The following is a 19,654-nucleotide window of genomic DNA, read 5'->3' as shown; positions in this document are numbered from 1 at the left end:
TCAAACCAAGGAGTCACCTCATGCAGATCAACCTCACCGGTCACCACGTGGACCTGACCGACGCCCTGCGCGACTATGTCAATGACAAGTTCCAGCGCCTGGAGCGCCATTTCGACAACGTCATCGACGTACATGTGGTCCTGACCGTGGAGAAACTGCAGCAGAAGGCGGAAGCCAACATGCTGGTCAGCGGCAACACCATCTTTGCCGACGCCAGCCATGCCGACATGTACGCAGCCATTGACGCCCTGGTCGACAAACTGGACCGTCAGGTGGTCAAGCACAAGGAGAAGCTCAAGGACCATCACCGCGCCGAAGGCTCCCACCGTAACCACATCGGGTGAGATATCCATGAACATCGGTGATCTTCTCGCTTCGGAGCGCGTCTGCTGTCTGCCGGACGTCAGCAGCAAGAAACGTGCTCTGGAGATGCTGGGTGACATGCTTTCGAGCCACCTGCCCAGGCTGACCCAGGGAGAGATCTTCGACAGCCTGCTGGCCCGGGAACGCCTGGGCAGCACCGGCCTGGGGCATGGCGTCGCCATCCCCCACGGCCGGCTGGCCGGAGCCGACGAGGCCTGTGCCGCCCTGCTCAAGCTGGGCAAGGGCGTGGACTACGACGCCCCGGACAGCGAACCGGTGGACATCCTGTTTGCCCTGGTGGTGCCGACCGAATGTACCGACGAACACCTGCAGATCCTCGCATTGCTCGCGCGCATGTTCTCCGATCCGGAGACCCTGGCCCGACTGCGTAGCGCCAAAGGACCGGAAGACCTGCTGGAGCTGGTACACCACTGGGATACCGAAAGCCCAGACTCACCGTGACCACGCCCCCCCTTACCGTCCATCACGTCGTCGAGGCCATGGGAGAACGCCTGGCCCTGCGCTGGGTGGCCGGTCATCAGGGCAGGGAACGCCGGATCGCTCACCAGGCCACGCCTCACGGCAGTACCTCACTGGTCGGACACCTGAACATCATCCATCCCAACCAGATCCAGGTGCTGGGTCCGGACGAGATGCGCTACCTGTGGAACCTGCGCAAGAACTCCCAGCGGGACATCCTGGAACAGCTGGTGAACGGCACGGCGGCCCTCCTGATCGTCACCGACGGTCTGGCGGTTCAGCCGGAACTGTGCGCCCTGGCGGACAAACAGGCCGTCCCCCTGCTCTCCACTGCCCTGCACAGCCACGAAATCATCAATATCCTGCGCTATTTCTTCAGCGACAAGCTGGCGGAGACCATCACCCTGCACGGTGTCTTCATGGAAGTGCTGGGCATCGGGGTGCTGCTGACGGGGGAAAGCGCCATCGGCAAGAGCGAGCTGGCCCTGGAACTCATCAGCCGCGGACACCGTCTGATTGCTGACGATGCACCCGAATTTGCCCGCATCGCCCCGGACATCCTGCGGGGCACCTGTCCGCCAGTGCTGGAAAACTTCCTGGAGGTCAGAGGACTGGGCGTCCTGAACATTCGTGCCATGTACGGTGACAGTGCCATCAAGAGCAGCAAGTACCTGCGCCTGATCATCGACCTGAAAGACCAGGTCGACGTGACGTCCGCCGACATCGATCGCCTTCATGGGGGACGATGCAGCCGGGAGGTACTGGGACTGCAGGTTCCCGTCATCACCCTGCCCGTGGCCTCCGGCCGTAACCTGGCGGTCATGGTGGAGGCGGCGGTGCGCAATCACCTGCTGCGGCTGCGCGGCTACATTGCCGCCGACGATCTTTCCGCCCGCCAGCGGCGTCAGATGCAGAGCGACTCATGAAACTCATCATCGTCAGCGGGCTTTCCGGGTCGGGCAAAACCGTGGCCCTGCATGCTCTGGAGGATGCCGGCTACTATTGCATCGACAACCTCCACCTGGAACTGCTGCCGGCGGTGGTTGGCCAACTGCGACAAGCTCCCCAAGCCGGCTATGGCGAGGCGGCCGTGGGCATCGATGCCCGCAGCGGCATCGAATCTCTCGACCAGTTCGGTCGCATCGTCAACGAAATCCGCGCCATGGGCGTCGAGCTGCAGATCATTTTCCTCTACGCGGAACTGGAAACCCTGCTCCGCCGCTTCAGCGAGACCCGTCGCCGTCACCCCCTGGCCCGTCGGGGCATCCCCCTGATGGAGGCCATCAACCTGGAACGGGACCTGCTGGGCGTCATTGCCGACCATGCCGATCTGGCCATCGACACCACCCGCACCAATGTCCACCAGCTCAGCCAGTCCATTCGGGAGCGGGTCCGTCAGGCCAGTCTGCGAGGGCTGTCACTGCTGATCCAGTCCTTCGGCTTCAAGTACGGTTCACCGGTAGACTCGGATTTCGTGTTCGATGTACGCTGTCTGCCTAATCCCCACTGGCAACCGAGTTTAGCCGCCTTGACCGGCAAGGATCCGGCGGTGATCCGTTTTCTGGAGAACGAATCCATGGTGGAGGCAATGTTCAATTCGTTGCGCGACTTCCTCATCACCTGGATACCCCGGTTTGAGAGCGACAATCGCAGCTATCTGACCGTTTCCATCGGCTGTACCGGGGGTCGCCATCGCTCGGTCTATCTGACCGAACGACTCTCCCGCCATTTTCGTGAGCTCAGAGGCGACGGTGTGACCACCCGTCACCGCGAACTTTCCTGAACCAGTCACGGTATGCATCCATGTCCGTCGGACTTCTCATCATCACTCACAATCACATTGGCGAGGACCTGCTGAGCACAGCCCGATCCATGATGGGCTCCATCCCCCTGGAGACTCGCTGCCTGGCGGTGTCCCAGTCCGGTGATCCGGACATCCTGCTGGACCGCGCAATTGACCTTTACCAACGTCTGAATCAGGGGGACGGCGTGCTGGTCCTGACCGACATGTACGGCTCCACCCCCAGCAACATCGCCAACCGCCTGTTGCAGCAACCCAAGGTACAGGTCATCGCCGGCATCAATCTGCCCATGCTGGTCCGGGTGCTCAACTACCCGAATCTGCGCCTGCATGAATTGGTCAACAAGGCCATCAGCGGAGGCCATGACGGCATCCTGCTCTGCGAGACCCACAGTTAAAATGCCCAGCCGAGAACTTACCATCATCAACCGTCTGGGCATGCACGCCCGTGCCGCGGCCAAATTCGTCAACCTGGCCAGCAGTTTCGATGCCAGCCTGGAAGTGGAAAAGGGACAAAAGCGAGTCAACGGCAAGAGCATCATGGGCATCATGATGCTGGCGGCTGGCAAGGGCAGCACCGTTCGCCTGGTTGCGGAAGGCGACGACGCCGAAGCTGCCCTGAAGGCCCTGGAAGGCCTGATCAATGACAAGTTCGGTGAGCCGGAGTAGTCGGAGCGGAAGCCTAAAGCCCCAGAGGCAGCAACTCCAGTGACACGGTATCCGCGGGCGGCATGCCCGCCATCACCACCCGGTTGCGGCCGTCGCTCTTGGCCCGCAACAAAGCCTCATCCGCTTCCCGCAACAGGACCTGCGCCGAGATAGAGGGATCCTGGCTGGCCAGACGCTGTGCCGCCCAATGTGCGACACCGATGGAAACCGTCACCGGCACATTGTGGTCATCCGCCGCTACCGCCACATCGCACACGACTTGTCTGACCCGTTCCGCGACCGCACGGACCTCCTGACGATCCAGCCCCGGTAGGAGCATCACGAATTCCTCCCCGCCGTAACGCGCCAGCAGATCCGAGCCGCGCAGATGCCGTCCAAGTCGCTGGGCCACCGCGGAAATGACTTGGTCACCGACAGCATGACCATGGCAGTCATTGATGACCTTGAAGTGGTCGATATCCACGAACAGGCAGGCCAGGCTCTGTCGCTCCCGTACCACACGGATCATTTCCTCCTGCAGGCGCAGGTCGAAGAAACGGCGATTGCGCACCCCGGTCAGGGCATCAGTGACACCCAGCTCCCGCAACCGCCAGGCGGCCAAGGCATTCTCGATACAGATGGCAACCACCGCCGCCAGACGTCTGAGCAGGTAGGTATCCATCCCCTCTCCATAACGGCCGTCACAGCGACTGCCCAGAGATAACGCGCCCAGACAGCGGCCCGCTCGCTCCAGCGGCACCAGCGCCACACTGCAAAGCTCGACGCGACCAGCGAAGCGCAGGGCTTCGGGACAGGCGGCATAATCTCCAAGATAGAGTCCTGTCAGGGATTGCAGATCGTCGACGGAAGACAACAGCCTCAGGGACCACTGCTCGGAGGGGCAGGGATCCGTCGCCAGTATCCCACCGATGACTCCATCAGGGTCATGGAGCACCAGCCCCACATGATCCAGGTCGTAATCCCGGGGAAACTCCTCCAGAAGCAGGGCCAGGATGCCCACCAGGCCGTCAGCGGCCAACAGACGCATTTCCAGATCGGTCATACGGTCCAGCTTGCGCTCGTTGTCACGGGCCGCCTCGATGAGCGTGGCCAGACGCTGCTTCAGCCAGAGGTTCTCCTGTTCCAGTTGTGCCTGTTCCGCCATGCGTTATCGTTCCCTTGCCGAGTCTGTTCCCAGACTATCCCATCCACCCTTTACGGATCATGACCTGCGTGCGCCGGAGGGACAACCTGATTTTGATCAGCCCGAACACACCGCCTGCCCTTTCCCCTGCCCCGGAAACTGGCAAGGTGACGGACACTGGACTACACACAAGGTATGCACACCCGTCAGGAGCACTTCACAGATGCAGATCGACCGGGCTGACCATGACGACCCGACCCTGCAGACCCAGACCTCGCTGGCCGCGGATCTGCTGGACGGGCTCATTGCCTATCGCCAGGAACTGGGCAGGTTGGGAGCAGATCTTGAACAGATGCTGAGGGCGGCCGGCATCAGGCCGTCGTCGCCCTGGCGCAAGGCCAGGGCCTATCGGTACCAGCCGCCCCCTCGCTAGACGAGCACAGGAAACTCAGACCTCCCGATAGACCCGGGCACCGCCCTTGACGAACTCCCGGGCCTTCTCCTGCATCCCCTGGTCCAGCCCTTCTTCCGCCGACACCCCCTGCCGGGCGGCGTATTCACGCACATCCTGGGTGATCTTCATGGAACAGAAGTGGGGGCCGCACATGGAACAGAAATGGGCCACCTTGTGGGCCTCCTTGGGCAGGGTCTCGTCGTGAAAATCCCGCGCCCGCTCCGGGTCCAGGGACAGGTTGAACTGATCCTCCCAGCGGAACTCGAATCGGGCCTTGGACAGGGCATTGTCCCGCACCTGGGCACCGGGGAAGCCCTTGGCCAGATCCGCCGCATGAGCGGCAATGCGATAGGTGATGATGCCGTCGCGCACATCCGCCTTGTTGGGCAGCCCCAGGTGCTCCTTGGGGGTCACGTAGCAGAGCATGGCGGTACCGTACCAGCCGATATTGGCCGCACCGATCCCGGAGGTGATGTGGTCATAGGCGGGAGCGATGTCCGTCACCAACGGCCCCAGGGTGTAGAAGGGGGCCTCGAAACAGTCCACCAGTTCCTTGTCCACGTTCTCCTTCACCTTGTGCAGGGGCACATGGCCGGGACCTTCGATCATCACCTGTACGTCGTGCTCCCAGGCCACCTTGGTCAGCTCGCCCAGGGTCTCCAGTTCGGCGAACTGGGCGGCGTCGTTGGCATCGGCCAGACTGCCGGGACGCAGGCCGTCACCCAGGGAGAAGGCCACGTCATAGGCCTGCATGATCTCGCAGATCTCGCGGAAATGGGTGTAGAGGAAGTTTTCCTGGTGATGGGCCAGACACCACTTGGCCATGATGGAACCGCCCCGGGAGACGATGCCGGTGAGCCGGTCGGCGGTCAGGGGCACATAGCGCAGCAGCACCCCGGCGTGGATGGTGAAGTAGTCCACCCCCTGCTCCGCCTGCTCGATCAGGGTATCCCGGAACAGTTCCCAGGTCAGTGCCTCCGCCTTGCCGTCCACCTTCTCCAGGGCCTGGTAGATGGGTACGGTGCCGATGGGCACCGGGCTGTTGCGCAGCACCCATTCCCGGGTCTCGTGGATGTGCTTGCCGGTGGACAGATCCATCAGGGTATCGCCGCCCCAACGGCAGGACCACACCAGCTTCTCCACCTCTTCCTCGATGCTGGAGGTCAGGGAGGAATTGCCGATGTTGGTGTTGATCTTCACCCGGAAATTGCGCCCGATGATCATGGGCTCCAGCTCCGGATGGTTGATGTTGGCGGGAATCACCGCTCGGCCGGCGGCCACTTCGTCACGGACGAACTCCGGTGTGATGAGATCCGGGATGTTCGCCCCCAGGGGCTGACCGGGGTGCTGGCGCAGCAGGGCGGCGTAACGGGGATCCTCGCGCATCTCCTGCAGGCGGCAGTTTTCCCGAATGGCCACGAACTCCATCTCCGGGGTGACGATCCCCCGGCGGGCGTAGTGCATCTGGGTGATGTTGTGGCCGGGTCGGGCACGTCGGGGGGCGCGGATATGCTCGAAACGCAGATGAGCCAGCTCGGGATCTTCGGCACGGGCCTGGCCGTAACGGGAACTGGGGCCGGACAATGCCTCGGTATCCCCCCGCTCCTCGATCCAGGCGCCGCGCACGCTGGGCAGCCCCTGCAGCAGGTTGATCTTCACCTCCGGATCACTGTAGGGACCGGACGTGTCATAGACGGTGATGGCGGGATTGTCCTCGGAACCCGTCCCCATCCGGGTGGGGGCCAGGGTGATCTCCCGCATGGGCACCCGGATATCGGGGCGGGAGCCGGTCACATGGATCTTGCGGGAACCCGGAAATGGCCGGGTGATCGCTTCGGAGACCTGGGCGGTCTTGCGGACGAAGTCCTGGGGGATGGCACTCATGCTGCTGTCTACCTCGCGTGAAGGCGGGGAAGACGGAAGGCGCGGACGCCCATCCGAAGCTTCCCTCCGCCGGTATGATCCGGTTCAGGTTCCAAGGGTGTTTCTCAGCCCAAGCCCCATCGGCGGGCACCCCTAGCCTCGTGACCGTCCAAGTTATAGCAGGCAGCCAAGGTTTGCAACCGAAAAGCAGCCCACCGGCAGCTACTCGGACGACGGCTGCCGCAACACGGCTTCCAGCCGCCGGCATACGGTTTCCAGCACCGTCACCCGCCCGAAACGCTTGTCATTGGCGGCCACCAGGGTCCAGGGCGCGAACTCCGTACTGGTGCGGATCACCATTTCGTTCACCGCCGCCTTGTAGGCCTCCCACTGCTGGCGATTGCGCCAGTCTTCATCGGTGATCTTGTGCTGCTTGTAGGCCACCTCCTCCCGCTGCTTGAACCGGGCCAGCTGCTCCTCCTCGCTGATGTGCAGCCAGAACTTCACCAGCACGATGCCGTGCTCGGTCAACTGCTCCTCGAAATCATTGATTTCATGATAGGCACGACGCCAGCAATCCTCGGCGGCAAACCCCTCCACCCGCTCTACCAGTACCCGCCCGTACCAGGAACGGTCGAACACCATCATGCGCCCACGGGGCGGCACATGCCGCCAGAAGCGCCAGAGATAGTGATGGGCCCTTTCCTCGTCCGTGGGGGCGGCCACCGCCACCACCCGGTACAGTCGGGCGTCGATGCCGGCGGTCAGCCGCCGAATCGCCCCGCCCTTGCCGGCGGCGTCCCAGCCCTCGAACACCAGTACCGTGGCCACGCCCTGATCCTTGGCCCGCCAGGCCAGATCCCGCAAGCGGGCCTGGGCACGGGACAATCGCTCCTTGTAGACCGATTTATCCAGCGTCTGGGTCAGATCGAGATGGTCCAGCACGGTGATGCGGGCACTGTCTTCCGGCGGCAGGCTGGGGGCATGGGAGGCGGTGACGGGCGGGCTCGGCGCGGCCGCCAGTTCCAGCCGCTCGCGGATGGCATCGAGCAGGGTGCGTCCCACCGTCAGATCCCGATAGCGCCGATCCGTGGCCTCGATGAGATACCAGGGGGCCAGACCGCTGTCCGTTTCCCGGATCACCCGCTCACCGGTCTCCACCAGGCGACGATACTGGGTTGCCTGCTCCTTGCCCCTGGGCAGGCGATACCAGCGGCTGGCAGGGTCCTTGAGACGCTGTTTCAGGCGGGTCTTCTGCTCATCCCGGGTCAGATGGAACCAGAACTTGACGATCAGTGCCCCATCGGCCACCAGCATGTTCTCGAAATCGCGGATGCGGCTCAGGGATTCATGCAACCGTGCCTCATCCCATTCATCCCGGATATGCCGACGAATGGGTTCCGAATACCAGGCACCGAAGAAGATGCCGATGCTCCCCCGCGCCGGCATCGCCTGCCAGTAGCGCCACAGCCGGGGCCGCGCCTGTTGATCACTGGTGGCCTCCCAGAAGGCGTGGGTCTCCACCCCGCGGGTGTCCAGCCAGGCATTGAGTCGGTTGACCACTTCCCCCCGGCCCACCCCATCCACCCCTTCCACGATCACGATCACGGCGGTATCGGTATCCCTGAGCCGGCGCTGGGCCTCCAGCAGCTCCGCGCGCAGCTCAGGCACCGCGGCACTGTATGCTTCCTTGGACAGACTGCGACCGAGTTCGGCAGCTTCAAACATGGTGTCCCCCTGGGGTGTCGCCACGGATCATGACCCTGCAGCATGCCACAAACACGATACTGTATTAGACCAGCGGTCGCCGGTATCATTGCGCATTGCACAATAGCATCAAGGACTTGCCGGAACATTAGTGAAGGCTTAATCTTTCAGCCTGCCGATCCAACGGCAGCTCGCCGCCAGCTTTGCGGATACTCAACGAGTCAGATAAAGCACGAGACCGGACCACTCTGGGACTCCCATAACAATCACAAGACGGCAGATAACCACCATGAACCTGGATCAAGCTCGCTTCAATATGGTTGAACAGCAGGTCCGTCCCTGGGACGTGCTGGACCCCAAGGTACTGGATGTGATGGAGAACGTCCCCCGGGAGCTGTTCGTGCCCCGGGCCCACGCAAAACTGGCCTACGCGGACCTGGAAATCCCCCTGGGACAGGGTGAGTCCATGATGCGTCCCACCGTGGAAGGGCGCCTTCTGCAGGCCCTGGATATCCAGCCCCGGGATGTCATCCTGGAGATCGGCACCGGCTCCGGCTACCTGACCGCCTGCCTGGCCCGCCTGGGTGGCCGGGTGGACAGCATCGACATCCATAAGACCTTCACCCGCGCCGCCAAAAAACATCTGGACAAGGCCGGCATCACCCATGTCCACCTGGAGACCGGCAATGCCGCCGAGGGCTGGACCGGGCAACGGGGGCATTACGATGTCATCGCCGTCACTGCCTCCATGGCCCGGTACCGGGACTGCTTCGAACGCCAGCTCAGTCCGGGCGGCCGACTCTTCGTCGTGGTGGGGGAAGCGCCGGTGATGGAGGCCATGCTGGTGACGCGCCAGGGCGAGAACGAATTCACCCGCCACACCCTGTTCGAGACCAGCCTCAAGCCCCTGACGGGCTTCGAGCCCAGACCGCAATTCATCTTCTGACCAGGACCGGGTCGATCGGGCGGGCGGGCACGGCATCGCCCGATCGACCCATGTAATGTCCCTTTCTCGACGGGCCAGACATGCAACACCTCTCAGCCCCGCAACTCAAGGCGTACCTGGATCAGGCCGGGGACCCTGCCCCGTTGCTGGTCGACGTGCGCGAATCCTGGGAATACGACATTACCCACATCCCGGGCTCACGGCATGTTCCCCTCGGCCGGCTCGGGATCCTGGTCGAAGACATCCCGCCGGACACGGAACTGGTGATGATCTGTCATCACGGCATCCGCAGCCGACAGGCGGGCATGCTGCTGGAGCGACAGGGTTTCACCCGCATCATCAACCTCACCGGCGGAATCGATGCCTGGTCACGGCAGGTGGACCCCAGCCTGCCCTGCTACTGATGTCCCGACAGATCCCCTATGCATTTTTTCCCGGTTCCCGGTAGGATAATCAGGATTCACTGATGGAATATTTCCTTCTTGCCCGCCCGGGCCGGAGACACCGATGATCCGTTTTCCCAAAACCCTGCTGGCTGCCGCCCTCGTCGGATTCACCCTGGCAACCGCACCCGTCCAGGCCACCGATCTCATGGAGATCTATCGTACGGCCCTGGAACGTGACGCACAGCTGCGCGCCGCCGAGGCCCAGTTCCGGGCGGCCCTGGAACAGCGACCCCAGGCAAGATCGGTCCTGCTGCCCCAGATCGAAGGCTCCCTGGGATATGCCTACACGGACACCGACCGGGGAGGCAACTCCTTTGACTACCGTACCAGCAGCTTCGAGCTGTCCCTCAACCAGACCCTCTACGATCACCGCAACTACGTGGCCCTGCGCCAGGCGGACCTGGGTATCGCCCAGGCCACGGCGGTGCGCGACGCCACCCGACAGGGCCTGATCCTGCGAGTGGCGGAAGCCTATTTCGGCGTGCTGGCGGCCCAGGACAACCTCTCCTTCGCCCGCGCGGAAAAAGAGGCCATCGGACGCCAGCTGGAACAGGCGGAGCGCCGCTTCGAAGTGGGCCTGATCGCCATCACCGACGTCAAGGAGGCCCAGGCCCAGTTCGACCTGGCCGTGGCCGAGGAAATCGCCGCCCTCAACCGCCTGGATCTGGCCGGCGAGGAACTGATGGTGATCACCGGCCAGTTCCATGAGGCACTGGCCCTGCTGTCGGAACGCATGCCCCTGGTCTCGCCGGAGCCGGGCAACATGGATCAATGGGTACAGACCGCCCTGGAAGCCAACCTGGCCCTGATCGCCCGCCGCTTCGGCACCGAGGCGGCCGCCGAGGAGATCAAGCGCCAGCGGGCCGGTCATTACCCCACCTTGGGTCTCTCGGCCAGCTATACCGACCGGGATTTTCACAATGCTCCCGGCGGACAGGCGGCCAGCAATTTCCTCGATAGCCGCGACACCCAGGTGGGCATCCAGCTGCGCGTCCCCGTCTACACCGGCGGCCGCACCACCTCCCTCACCCGCGAGGCCCGGGAAAGCTTTGATGCCGCCAGGGAGGAACTGGAACTGACCGAACGCCAGACCGTGCGTCAGGCCCGCAGCGCCTTCCTGTCGGTGAACGCCGGCATCTCAAGGGTCAACGCCCTGGAACAGGCCCTGGAATCCACCCGCGCCTCCTTCGAGGCTGCCGAAGCCGGGTTCGAGGTGGGCACCCGTACCGCCGTGGACGTGCTGCTGGAACTGCGCCAGGTGTTCCGGGCCGAGCGTGACTACGCCGAGGCCCGTTACGCCTATTTGCTGGATACCCTGCGCCTGAAGCAGGCCGCGGGCACCCTCAGCGAGGATGACCTGCTCGCCATCAACACCTGGCTGGACTGACCTGGACTGATGATGAATCACACCCCACCCTCCCCCCTGTGCAGTGCCGGACACAGCCAGCTCCTGGTGGTGGACATCCAGGCAAAGCTGGCCGTGGCCATGGACGCCGACACTCGCCGCGAGGTCTATCGACGGGCCGGCAGCCTGGCCCAAGGGGCCGGCGTACTGGGCATCCCGGTGACGGTAACCGAACAGTACCCACAGGGTATCGGGCACACCGCCGGTGAAATCCAGGGCATGCTGCCGGAGGCGGTTCGGGTGCTGGAGAAGACCACCTTCTCCTGTTGCCGCGACGAGGGCATCATGGGCGCCGTGAAACGTGCCGAGCGGCCCCAGGTGGTGGTCTGCGGCATGGAGTCCCATGTCTGTGTCCTGCAGACCGCCCTGCTGCTGGTGGAGGCCGGACTCCAGGTCTTCGTGGTGGAAGACGCCGTCTGCTCCAGGGACCCGCGCAACAAGGCCAATGCCCTGGCCCGCATGGCCCGGGCCGGGGTGATCATCACCAATTTCGAGTCGGTGCTGTTTGAATGGCTGGCAGACTCACGCCATCCGAAGTTCAAGGAAATCCTGAATCTGATCCGTTAAGCCGAACCGGCCTTCAAGAGGCCTGTGCCACCCAGTCCAGCACCCGCTCCACCGCACCCCGGTTTTCATCCAGCACCCGTCGGGCCGCCGTTGTCATGGCACGGCGGCCCGACAGGTCCGCCCACAGGGCCGACACCGCCTCCGCCAGCCCATCGGTGTCCGCCACCCGGCACACACCCCCGGCCCGCTCCAGGGCCTGGTAAACCTCGGTGAAATTGAATACCTGCGGACCGGTCACCACCCCCACCCCATGGGCGGCCGGCTCCAACGGGTTATGCCCGCCGGTGGGCACCAGACTGCCCCCCACGAAGGCCACCGAGGCCACTCCGTAGAGCAACATCAGCTCTCCCATGGTATCCCCCAGCCACACGGCATCCCCGGCCTCGGGCGGCAGACCGGCACTGCGGCGCGCCACGGCAAACCCTTGCGTCCGGCACAGGGCCGCCACGGCATCGAAACGCTCCGGATGGCGGGGCACCAGGATCAGCAGGGCATGGGGCCAACGGGACAACAGGGACCGGTGCGCCGCCAGCACCTGTTCGTCCTCCCCCGGATGGGTGCTGGCGGCGATCCACACCGGCCGCTCGCCCACCTGCGCGCGCAACGTCGCCGCGGCCCGGATCAGGTCATCGGACAGGGTCAGGTCATACTTGATGTTGCCGCTCACCCGCACCTGATCGGGCCGGGCACCCAGGGCCAGAAAACGGCGGGCATCCTCTTCCCCTCTGGCCGCGATCCCGGACACCTGAGCCAGGGTCTGCCGGACCAGGGGCCGGATGCGGGCATAGCCCCGGGCGGAACGGGCCGACAGGCGGGCATTGACCACCATCACCGGGATGCCCCGGCGGGCACAGGCCCGATACAGATTGGGCCACAGTTCGGTCTCCATGACCAGCAGCCGCTCGGGACGCGCCCGCGCCAGAAAGCGAGCCACCCCATCGGGCAGGTCATAGGGCAGATAACAGTGCTCCACCGAGTTCCCGAACCGACGGATCACCTCGGCGGAACCGGTGGGGGTGGTGGTGGTGATCAGGATGGCATGCCCGGGGAACCGCCGCCGCAGCCCCGCCACCAGCGCCGCGGCGGCCACCACTTCCCCCACCGAGACCGCATGCACCCAGAGCCGGGGCCGCGCCGGCAGGCGGGGCGACCAGCCCAGGCGCTCCCCCCAGCGGTGACGATAATCCGGATTGGCGCGGCTGCGCAGGAGCAACCGCGCCAGCACCAGCGGCGTGATGACATAGAGGATCAGGGAATAGAGTACGCGCATGCCGGTCAGAGGGTCGTCAGCTGCCTCGAATCCGGTCGATGACCCGGGTGGTGGACACCCCATCCAGGAACGGCAGCACTTCCACCCGGCCGCCCAGGGCACGGACATGGTCACCGCCCACGATCTCCTCGGGCCGGTAGTCCCCGCCCTTCACCAGCACGTCCGGCGACACGGCCCGGATCAGACGCTCCGGCGTATCCTCCCGGAACGGCACCACCCAGTCCACCGAGGCCAGCCCCGCCAGCACCGCCATGCGTCGCTCCATACCGTTCACCGGCCGCCCATGGCCCTTGAGACGGCGCACGGAGGCGTCATCATTCACCGCCACGATGAGGCGATCCCCCAGACGCCGGGCCTGTTCCAGATAGGCCACATGCCCCGCATGGAGGATGTCGAAGCACCCGTTGGTCATCACCACCCGCTCCCCCTGGGCCCGGGCCTCCTGCACAGCCAGCAGCAGGTCCGCCTCCGACAGCAGGCTACTCCAGCCGCCCTGATGCCCCCTGACCGCCGCCCGCAGCTCCGCCGGGGTCACGCAGCCGGTGCCCAGCTTGCCCACCACGATGCCCGCCGCCAGATTGGCCAGGGTCGCCGCCTGGGCCAGATCCTGTCCGGCCCCCAGGGCCGCCGCGATCACCGCGATCACCGTATCCCCCGCCCCGGTCACGTCATAGACCTCCCGGGCGCGGGTGGGCAGGTGCAAAGGGTCCCGTCCCGCCCGCAGCAGCAGCATGCCCCGCTCGCTCAGGGTGATGAGCAGAGCCTCCAGATCCAGGTCCTCCCGCAGCTTTTCACCCCGGCTGATGAGTCGATCGTCATGGGGGCAGGGGCCCACCACGGCCTCGAACTCGGCCAGATTGGGGGTGAGCAAGGTAGTACCCCGGTAGCGCTCGAAGTCACGCCCCTTGGGATCCACCAGCACCGGCACTCGCGCTTCCCGGGCCATGCGGATCATCCGTGCCACCTCGGCCAGGGCTCCCTTGCCGTAATCGGACAGCACCACCACCGCCTGCCCGGCCAGATGACCGGCCAGACGATCCGGCAGGGACGCGGTATCCGCGGCCTCCAGGGGTTGTTCAAAGTCCAGGCGCAACAACTGCTGATGGCGGCTCAGGACCCGCAGCTTGGTGATGGTGGTCGCCCGGGACGAGCGGGCGAAATCACAGCTCACCCGGGCCTGGGCCAGGAGCCCTTCCAGGGCATGGCCGGCCTCGTCCTCGCCCACGATGCCCAGCAATCGGGTCTGCACCCCCAACTGGGCCAGGTTGACGGCCACGTTGGCCGCTCCGCCGGGACGTTCCTCGACCTCGTTCACGTGGACCACGGGCACCGGGGCCTCGGGGGAGATGCGGGCGGTGGCCCCGGACCAGTAGCGATCCAGCATGAGATCGCCCACCACCATGATCCGGGCCTGTTCAAAGGCGGGCATGTGCAGATTCACGGCTTGACTACCTTGCAGAGGAAACCGGGGAGGATCTTACCATGGGGCAGCCCGTCGCCCTGCGGACACGGACCCATTTGCTACAATCCGCAGCCCGCCCCCCGCAAACATCCCCATGGCCCGAAAACAGTCCCCCTCCCACCTGTACCACCCTGTCCACTGGCCCATGTGGTTGGGCGTGGCCCTGTTCCGCACGTTGGTACGCGTACTGCCCTGGCACTGGCAGATCCGGACCGGCGAGGCCCTGGGCACCCTGCTCTACCCGCTGGCCCGGCGGCGGCGGCGGATCGCCGAGGTCAATGTCGGGCTGTGTTTTCCCGACCTGGACCCGGCAGCGCGGAAGGCCCTGGTCAAGGCCCATTTTCGCGCCATGGGCGCGGGCATCTTCGAGACGCCCCTGAGCTGGTGGGGCAGCGACCGGGCGCTTGAGGGACTGGCCCGGATCGAAGGCCTGGAACACCTGCAACGGACACTGGCAAAAGGCAAGGGGGCACTGCTGCTGTCGGCTCACTTCACCACCCTGGAACTGGCGGGACGCCTGCTCTGCGCCCATCAGGACTTTGCCGTCATGTACCGCCCCCACGAAAATCCGGTGATGGAACACTGCTTCCGGCAGAACCGGCAGACCCATTATCTGCGGGCCATCCGCCGCGACCAGGCCCGGGACGCCATCCGCGTCCTGAAGCAGGGCCAGGCCCTGTGGTACGCCCCGGACCAGGCCTTCAAGAACGGCAACGCGGTGATCGTCCCCTTCTTCGGTGTCCCCGCCGCCACCAATCCGGCCACCGCCCGCCTGGCGAAGATCAGCGGCGCCCCGGTCATCCCCTTCTTCGGCTACCGCCTGCCCGGCCGACAGGGTTATCGGCTGGTGATCGGCGCGCCCCTTGAAGACTTCCCCGGAGAGGACCTGGTCCAGGATGCCCGACGCATCAACGCCGTCATCGAAGCCGCCATCCGGGTGGCGCCAGAGCAGTATTTCTGGACCCACCGGCGCTTCAAGTACAAGCGCGGCTGGGGATTACCGAAATACTATTGATTCACCCGGCAGTCCCCCTCCAGCACCCCCGGTAGTACCACCACGCCCATCACCGGGCCTACCCCCGCGCCGGATTCCAGCCAGCGGGGCGTCAGGTCCTCGGTGGACAGGCCCAGTTCCGCCGTGAGCCAGTCCCCGAGCCGCCCGGGCATCTGCCGGCGGCGGTCCGCGTCCCAGGCCACCAACAGATCATCACCGGGTCTGCACCGCAGCCCGCCGGGATTCACCCCCGGGATCACGGCCTGACTTCGGGGCAGGCGAAAACGCAGATTGCCCGCCACAAAGGCCCGATCTCCCACGATCAGACCCTGCCCGAAGCCCAGGTCCCGGATCTCGCGCACCCGCTCGTCAAAGGGGTAGACATGCCGATGCTGGGACTCCAGCACCGGCCAGGTCTGCACCCGCCAGGCCATCACCACCAGCACCAGCACGGGCACCAGCAGACAGACCGACAGATACGCCCGCACCCGGGCACGGGTCAGGGCCGCCGTGCCCATCCTGGCGAACACGAACAGGGGAAAGACCAGCAGCAGGGGCAGCATCCAGCGGTCCTTGAAGTGGGACACCCCCAGCAGGGCCATCAGCACCAGCAGAGCCAACAGGATCCAGAGGTAGCGGTGGATGGGAAAGGCCGCCGGACCGCCCCGGCGCTTGAGCAGGGCACGGAAAAAATCCCGCCGGAACACCGCCCCCATGACCAGCAGCAGCAATGCCAGGAAGCCCAGTACCGCCAGCATCAGGGAACCCAGCCCGGACCAGGGCCAGAGTCCCCCCCCGAAATCCAGCTTGTCCAGGGACTGAGTGCCCAGATCCCGGCTGTGCAAAACCCACAGGGCGTGGGGCAGGATCACCAGCAACGCCACCAGGGCACTCCACAGGATGCGCGGATGCAGCAGCAGGGACCGTCCCCGGGCACAGCTCAGCAGAGCCAACCCGGCGGCGGCGGCGAACACCAGAAAGTTGTACTTGGACAACACCCCCAGCCCGAACAGCAGGCCGATCAGCAGGTAATGCCCCACATGGGGCCGGTCCAGCCAACGCAGCATCGCGTAAAAGGATGCGGCCGCCACCGTGGTCACCATCACCGAATGGGTCAGATCCCGCTGGGACTCCCAGGCCACCTGGGGGATCAGGAACAGGGACAGGGTGGCCAGCACCGCCAGTCGGACATCCCCCAACAGACGCCGGGCGGAGAGGAACACGAACAACCAGGTGAGAAATAGCAAGGTGTTCTTGACCAGGCTCAGGGCCCACAGGTCCATGCCCAGCACCCGAAACGCCACGGCCTGCAGCCAGGCATAGAGGGGTGGCTGCCCGGAATACCCGGCCAGCCACCACTGGGTCACAATGACCTGCTCAGCCTCGTCCAGCTCCAGCACCGCGGACCCGGTGGCGCGGACGACCACGTGGAGGGTGAAATAGACCGCCAGTCCCAGTAGCAGCCAGAAGCCCCAGTGTCGGTGGGGTTCTCCCATTGCGCCTTTATCCATGCACCAGTTCCTGATAAACCGCCAGATTCCCGGCCACCATGGCCTCCACGGAGAACCGCGCCGCCACCCGACGGCGACCGGCCTCCCCCAGGCGCCGCAGGGCCGAGCGATCCCCGAGCAGATCAATCACCGCCCGTGCCAGGGCCGGGGCATCCCCCGGCGGCACCAGCACACCGGCCTCGTCATCGCCGATGATCTCGGGCACGCCGCCCGCCCGGGTCCCCACCAGGGGCACCCCCGCGGCGGCAGCCTGCAGCAGGGAGACCCCCAGCCCCTCCATGTCCGCCGGGTGCACCACCAGATCCAGACAGGGCAGGATGCGTTCCAGGTCATCCCGGAACCCCATCAGACGCACCTGCCCCGTCAGCCCCATGTCCTCGATCCGCGCCCTGAGCTGGGCTTCCAGCGGCCCTTGACCGAACAACAGCAGCCGCACCTCGGGATGGGCCGCCAGGATCGCCGGCGCCGCCGTCAGCAGATGACGATGCCCCTTGCGGGTAATCAACTGGGCAATCACCCCCACCGCCCGCTCACCGGGCGCAAGGCCGCAGGCGGCCTGGAACCCTTCCCGGTCACACGTCCCCTGCCAGACATTCATATCCACCGCGCTGGGCACGCAGACCACCCGTTCAGGGGACACGCCTTCCGCCAGCAGCACTTGCCGGATCGCTTCCGAGATGGTGATGACCCGGTCGAACAGACGGTACTTCAACCGCGCCCACGGGGCCGGCTCCGGATTATCCACCCGCCGGGACAGCACCACCGGCACCCCGACCCGCCGGGCCGCGATCCCCCCCAGCACGTCCGCGCCGCGACGACTGTGCAGATGCACCAGATCCGGCCGGGTCTCCCGGATCACGCGCTTCAAGCGACCCACGAAACCCAGATCCAGATCCCCCCCCATGGGCACCTCATGGACCGCCTCGCAAAAAGCCGCCGAGGCCCCGGCAATGGCCGCCCCCGAAGGGCAGACCAGCACATTGGCGATCCCCCGGGCCGACAGCCCTTCCAGCAGGTAACGGACCTGCAGCGCGCCGCCATACAGATGGCGGCCGGTCTCCACATGCAGGATACGCATCAGGACGACTCCTTGATCGGCGTTGTCGGCAACAACCGCTCCACCTCTGTCATGACTTCATCCACCGAGATGCCCGTCAGGCAATCAAAACGCCCGTCGCAGGTGGGGTTGCGCCGGCAGGGGGCACAGGGCAGGTCGTGGTAGATCACCACGGTGTTGTCCCGCCCGGTGTCCAGGTAGGGACAGGTGGACCCGAACAGGGCCACCGTGGGGACGTCGAAGGCCGGCCCCATGTGGGTCAGCCCAGTGTCCACCCCCACCAGCAGTCCGGCCCGGCGGATCACGGCCGCTGCTTGGGTCAGGGAGGTCTGCCCCACCCGGTTGTCCACCGCCGCGCCGGCCATGGCCTGGATCCGGTCGGCGACCGCCCGATCATCGGGACCACCCAGCAGCACCATGGGCTGTCCCCGCTCCTGATGAATGCGTCGGGCCAATTCCGCCCAGGCGGCCTCTACCCAGTGTTTCTGTGGCCGAGTGGTGAACGGACAGCCCACCACATAGCCCCGGGCATCCTGGGCCTCGGCCACCTGGCACCCCACGGCCTCATCCTCCGGGCGCAGCCCCACCTGCATGAAGAAGGCACCCGGCTCAAGCCCCAGCGCCTGGGCCAGATACCGGTATTCCGAACCGATGCGACGGGGGTCGCCGCCCCGGGGCACCACCTGGGTCATGAACACCCCGCTGCCCTCCCGGGAGCCCAATCCCACCCGCTCCCGCGCCCCCGACAGGCGGGTGAGCAGGCCGCTTTTCAAAAGCCCCTGCAGATCCACCGCCATATCGTAAGGCTCGGCCCGCAATTCCCGGACAAATCGGACCACCTCCCGCCCCAGACGGATCCACCGCAAGCGGCGGAACAGGGAGCGCCACTGAGCCTTGGGCCAGACCACCACCCGATCCACCTGGGGATGCCGGGACACCAGTCCCGCCACCTGGGGCTCCACCAGCCAGGTGATGCGCACATCGGGCCAGGCGGCGCGGAACACGGCCGGCAGCGGCGAGGCCATCACCACGTCGCCGATGGCGGAGAGACGAATGATCAGCAGGGACTGCATCGAAGATTCCAAAATGGGAGCGACGGCATTTTACCCCAGCCACGGGGGTGGTGTTTTCCGGCACTACTCGCCAACCCCTGCCCGGAACCGCCAGGCCAGCAACACCCCAAGCACCCCATCCAGCCACCCCAGAACCACCAAGGCCCCCAAGGGCAGCAGCCAGAACAGATTCAGGGCGCCCACGGCCAGTGTTCTGGTGCACATCCAGACCGATGACCCGGTGGTGAATCGGGGTGATGTCCATGCTGACCTCCTGACGCTGACGCACTATCATTGATGATGAGCTGTCGCCAAGGGCGCCCCTATTCAACGGCCTGTCGGTACTCGACGGCTCTTTTTAACGTGCGCTGTCCATGACCGGTTCAGGCCATGCCAAGCAATCCGGGGTACGAGTGAATGGGGGCGGGTCGAGTTAGGTTGCGCGGTCACAGCGCCATCAAAAATTATCGCGACCTCCGCCCCT

At 65.5% G+C, this 19,654-nt stretch carries 21 protein-coding genes and 1 riboswitch; of the genes, 12 read left to right on the top strand and 9 right to left on the bottom strand.

The genetic code is table 11. The annotated features are described in order from the left end of the window. Positions 1 to 20 precede the first annotated feature (20 nt). From hpf to ECTPHS_RS01625, 6 genes are read left to right on the top strand one after another with little or no spacing between them, the layout of a single operon-like run. Entirely contained in the window at positions 21 to 344 is a 324-nt protein-coding gene (gene hpf / locus ECTPHS_RS01650; protein ID WP_008930936.1) for a ribosome hibernation-promoting factor, HPF/YfiA family, read from the top strand. A gap of 7 nt (positions 345 to 351) precedes the next feature. Next, positions 352 to 825 (top strand): PTS sugar transporter subunit IIA, encoded by a 474-nt coding sequence (locus ECTPHS_RS01645; RefSeq protein ID WP_008930935.1) that lies wholly within the window; start codon positions 352 to 354, stop codon positions 823 to 825. Then, positions 822 to 1,769: an HPr(Ser) kinase/phosphatase gene (gene hprK / locus ECTPHS_RS01640; protein WP_008930934.1), complete on the top strand. Its 948-nt coding sequence runs from the start codon at positions 822 to 824 to the stop codon at positions 1,767 to 1,769. Before ECTPHS_RS01645 ends, hprK begins: the two co-directional genes overlap by 4 nt. Beyond that, positions 1,766 to 2,626, top strand: coding sequence for an RNase adapter RapZ (gene rapZ / locus ECTPHS_RS01635; protein WP_008930933.1), 861 nt, complete (start codon positions 1,766 to 1,768; stop codon positions 2,624 to 2,626). The genes hprK and rapZ overlap by 4 nt, the downstream gene beginning before the upstream one ends. A 20-nt stretch (positions 2,627 to 2,646) precedes the next feature. Further along, complete coding sequence (locus tag ECTPHS_RS01630; RefSeq protein WP_008930932.1) at positions 2,647 to 3,042, top strand: PTS sugar transporter subunit IIA; 396 nt, start codon at positions 2,647 to 2,649, stop codon at positions 3,040 to 3,042. A gap of 1 nt (position 3,043) precedes the next feature. Further along, positions 3,044 to 3,313: an HPr family phosphocarrier protein gene (locus ECTPHS_RS01625; RefSeq protein WP_008930931.1), complete on the top strand. Its 270-nt coding sequence runs from the start codon at positions 3,044 to 3,046 to the stop codon at positions 3,311 to 3,313. A gap of 13 nt (positions 3,314 to 3,326) precedes the next feature. Here ECTPHS_RS01625 and ECTPHS_RS01620 read toward each other — a convergent pair whose 3' ends face one another. Beyond that, on the bottom strand, positions 3,327 to 4,457 hold the full coding sequence (locus ECTPHS_RS01620; protein ID WP_008930930.1) for a diguanylate cyclase: 1,131 nt from the start codon (positions 4,455 to 4,457) through the stop codon (positions 3,327 to 3,329). 202 nt (positions 4,458 to 4,659) lie between these two features. Between ECTPHS_RS01620 and ECTPHS_RS01615 the strand changes: the two genes are divergently transcribed. Next, positions 4,660 to 4,869 carry a hypothetical protein gene (locus ECTPHS_RS01615; RefSeq protein WP_008930929.1) on the top strand — a complete coding sequence of 70 codons (210 nt, stop codon included), beginning with the start codon at positions 4,660 to 4,662 and terminating at the stop codon, positions 4,867 to 4,869. A 15-nt stretch (positions 4,870 to 4,884) separates the two neighbouring features. On the opposite strand, the gene thiC is transcribed toward ECTPHS_RS01615, so the two are convergent. After that, positions 4,885 to 6,774, bottom strand: a complete 1,890-nt coding sequence (gene thiC / locus ECTPHS_RS01610) for a phosphomethylpyrimidine synthase ThiC (protein WP_008930928.1) — start codon at positions 6,772 to 6,774, stop codon at positions 4,885 to 4,887. A gap of 44 nt (positions 6,775 to 6,818) precedes the next feature. Next, positions 6,819 to 6,918, bottom strand: a riboswitch (TPP riboswitch). A gap of 57 nt (positions 6,919 to 6,975) precedes the next feature. Beyond that, positions 6,976 to 8,481 carry a polyphosphate:AMP phosphotransferase gene (gene pap, locus ECTPHS_RS01605; RefSeq protein ID WP_008930927.1) on the bottom strand — a complete coding sequence of 502 codons (1,506 nt, stop codon included), beginning with the start codon at positions 8,479 to 8,481 and terminating at the stop codon, positions 6,976 to 6,978. Between the two features lie 268 nt (positions 8,482 to 8,749). Between pap and ECTPHS_RS01600 the strand changes: the two genes are divergently transcribed. The 4 genes from ECTPHS_RS01600 to ECTPHS_RS01585 all read left to right on the top strand — a co-directional run bounded on the left by ECTPHS_RS01600 (position 8,750) and on the right by ECTPHS_RS01585 (position 11,824). Beyond that, the gene (locus ECTPHS_RS01600) at positions 8,750 to 9,406 is read left to right on the top strand and encodes a protein-L-isoaspartate O-methyltransferase (protein WP_008930926.1); all 657 of its coding nucleotides are present in this window, start codon (positions 8,750 to 8,752) and stop codon (positions 9,404 to 9,406) included. An 80-nt stretch (positions 9,407 to 9,486) separates the two neighbouring features. After that, the gene (locus ECTPHS_RS01595) at positions 9,487 to 9,810 is read left to right on the top strand and encodes a rhodanese-like domain-containing protein (RefSeq protein ID WP_040404791.1); all 324 of its coding nucleotides are present in this window, start codon (positions 9,487 to 9,489) and stop codon (positions 9,808 to 9,810) included. A 103-nt stretch (positions 9,811 to 9,913) separates the two neighbouring features. Next, the gene (locus ECTPHS_RS01590; protein WP_008930924.1) at positions 9,914 to 11,239 is read left to right on the top strand and encodes a TolC family outer membrane protein; all 1,326 of its coding nucleotides are present in this window, start codon (positions 9,914 to 9,916) and stop codon (positions 11,237 to 11,239) included. A 12-nt stretch (positions 11,240 to 11,251) separates the two neighbouring features. Next, positions 11,252 to 11,824 (top strand): hydrolase, encoded by a 573-nt coding sequence (locus tag ECTPHS_RS01585; protein WP_141565225.1) that lies wholly within the window; start codon positions 11,252 to 11,254, stop codon positions 11,822 to 11,824. 13 nt (positions 11,825 to 11,837) lie between these two features. Here the strand turns inward: ECTPHS_RS01585 and waaA are convergent, their stop codons facing one another. Together waaA and hldE are read right to left on the bottom strand one after the other, a co-directional pair. Further along, the gene (gene waaA, locus ECTPHS_RS01580) at positions 11,838 to 13,094 is read right to left on the bottom strand and encodes a lipid IV(A) 3-deoxy-D-manno-octulosonic acid transferase (protein WP_008930922.1); all 1,257 of its coding nucleotides are present in this window, start codon (positions 13,092 to 13,094) and stop codon (positions 11,838 to 11,840) included. A gap of 16 nt (positions 13,095 to 13,110) precedes the next feature. After that, on the bottom strand, positions 13,111 to 14,535 hold the full coding sequence (gene hldE / locus ECTPHS_RS01575; RefSeq protein ID WP_040404789.1) for a bifunctional D-glycero-beta-D-manno-heptose-7-phosphate kinase/D-glycero-beta-D-manno-heptose 1-phosphate adenylyltransferase HldE: 1,425 nt from the start codon (positions 14,533 to 14,535) through the stop codon (positions 13,111 to 13,113). A gap of 115 nt (positions 14,536 to 14,650) precedes the next feature. Between hldE and lpxL the strand changes: the two genes are divergently transcribed. After that, positions 14,651 to 15,571: an LpxL/LpxP family Kdo(2)-lipid IV(A) lauroyl/palmitoleoyl acyltransferase gene (gene lpxL, locus ECTPHS_RS01570; protein WP_083838735.1), complete on the top strand. Its 921-nt coding sequence runs from the start codon at positions 14,651 to 14,653 to the stop codon at positions 15,569 to 15,571. Here lpxL and ECTPHS_RS01565 read toward each other — a convergent pair. The 4 genes from ECTPHS_RS01565 to ECTPHS_RS14515 all read right to left on the bottom strand — a co-directional run bounded on the left by ECTPHS_RS01565 (position 15,565) and on the right by ECTPHS_RS14515 (position 19,395). Then, the gene (locus ECTPHS_RS01565) at positions 15,565 to 17,061 is read right to left on the bottom strand and encodes a glycosyltransferase family 39 protein (protein ID WP_246828291.1); all 1,497 of its coding nucleotides are present in this window, start codon (positions 17,059 to 17,061) and stop codon (positions 15,565 to 15,567) included. The two genes, lpxL and ECTPHS_RS01565, sit on opposite strands and share 7 nt — an antisense overlap. Beyond that, positions 17,054 to 18,139, bottom strand: coding sequence for a glycosyltransferase family 4 protein (locus tag ECTPHS_RS01560; protein WP_008930918.1), 1,086 nt, complete (start codon positions 18,137 to 18,139; stop codon positions 17,054 to 17,056). The genes ECTPHS_RS01565 and ECTPHS_RS01560 overlap by 8 nt, the downstream gene beginning before the upstream one ends. Beyond that, positions 18,139 to 19,191 carry a glycosyltransferase family 9 protein gene (locus tag ECTPHS_RS01555; RefSeq protein ID WP_008930917.1) on the bottom strand — a complete coding sequence of 351 codons (1,053 nt, stop codon included), beginning with the start codon at positions 19,189 to 19,191 and terminating at the stop codon, positions 18,139 to 18,141. The genes ECTPHS_RS01560 and ECTPHS_RS01555 overlap by 1 nt, the downstream gene beginning before the upstream one ends. Positions 19,192 to 19,254: 63 nt before the next feature. Next, positions 19,255 to 19,395: a hypothetical protein gene (locus tag ECTPHS_RS14515; RefSeq protein WP_210386880.1), complete on the bottom strand. Its 141-nt coding sequence runs from the start codon at positions 19,393 to 19,395 to the stop codon at positions 19,255 to 19,257. Positions 19,396 to 19,654 lie beyond the last annotated feature (259 nt).

Source organism: Ectothiorhodospira sp. PHS-1, from assembly GCF_000225005.1.
In the GTDB taxonomy this organism is placed as follows: Bacteria; Pseudomonadota; Gammaproteobacteria; order Ectothiorhodospirales; family Ectothiorhodospiraceae; genus Ectothiorhodospira.
This window is presented reverse-complemented; position numbering and strand designations above follow the sequence as displayed.

Bases quoted from the DNA above. Each gene is read 5' to 3' on its own strand.
- hpf (WP_008930936.1), top strand. From the start codon at position 21: ATGCAGATCAACCTCACCGGTCACCACGTGGACCTGACCGACGCCCTG.
- ECTPHS_RS01645 (WP_008930935.1), top strand. From the start codon at position 352: ATGAACATCGGTGATCTTCTCGCTTCGGAGCGCGTCTGCTGTCTGCCG.
- rapZ (WP_008930933.1), top strand. From the start codon at position 1,766: ATGAAACTCATCATCGTCAGCGGGCTTTCCGGGTCGGGCAAAACCGTG.
- ECTPHS_RS01630 (WP_008930932.1), top strand. From the start codon at position 2,647: ATGTCCGTCGGACTTCTCATCATCACTCACAATCACATTGGCGAGGAC.
- ECTPHS_RS01625 (WP_008930931.1), top strand. From the start codon at position 3,044: ATGCCCAGCCGAGAACTTACCATCATCAACCGTCTGGGCATGCACGCC.
- ECTPHS_RS01620 (WP_008930930.1), bottom strand. From the start codon at position 4,457: ATGGCGGAACAGGCACAACTGGAACAGGAGAACCTCTGGCTGAAGCAG.
- ECTPHS_RS01615 (WP_008930929.1), top strand. From the start codon at position 4,660: ATGCAGATCGACCGGGCTGACCATGACGACCCGACCCTGCAGACCCAG.
- thiC (WP_008930928.1), bottom strand. From the start codon at position 6,774: ATGAGTGCCATCCCCCAGGACTTCGTCCGCAAGACCGCCCAGGTCTCC.
- pap (WP_008930927.1), bottom strand. From the start codon at position 8,481: ATGTTTGAAGCTGCCGAACTCGGTCGCAGTCTGTCCAAGGAAGCATAC.
- ECTPHS_RS01600 (WP_008930926.1), top strand. From the start codon at position 8,750: ATGAACCTGGATCAAGCTCGCTTCAATATGGTTGAACAGCAGGTCCGT.
- ECTPHS_RS01595 (WP_040404791.1), top strand. From the start codon at position 9,487: ATGCAACACCTCTCAGCCCCGCAACTCAAGGCGTACCTGGATCAGGCC.
- ECTPHS_RS01590 (WP_008930924.1), top strand. From the start codon at position 9,914: ATGATCCGTTTTCCCAAAACCCTGCTGGCTGCCGCCCTCGTCGGATTC.
- ECTPHS_RS01585 (WP_141565225.1), top strand. From the start codon at position 11,252: ATGAATCACACCCCACCCTCCCCCCTGTGCAGTGCCGGACACAGCCAG.
- waaA (WP_008930922.1), bottom strand. From the start codon at position 13,094: ATGCGCGTACTCTATTCCCTGATCCTCTATGTCATCACGCCGCTGGTG.
- lpxL (WP_083838735.1), top strand. From the start codon at position 14,651: ATGGCCCGAAAACAGTCCCCCTCCCACCTGTACCACCCTGTCCACTGG.
- ECTPHS_RS01565 (WP_246828291.1), bottom strand. From the start codon at position 17,061: ATGGATAAAGGCGCAATGGGAGAACCCCACCGACACTGGGGCTTCTGG.
- ECTPHS_RS01560 (WP_008930918.1), bottom strand. From the start codon at position 18,139: ATGCGTATCCTGCATGTGGAGACCGGCCGCCATCTGTATGGCGGCGCG.
- ECTPHS_RS01555 (WP_008930917.1), bottom strand. From the start codon at position 19,191: ATGCAGTCCCTGCTGATCATTCGTCTCTCCGCCATCGGCGACGTGGTG.
- ECTPHS_RS14515 (WP_210386880.1), bottom strand. From the start codon at position 19,395: ATGTGCACCAGAACACTGGCCGTGGGCGCCCTGAATCTGTTCTGGCTG.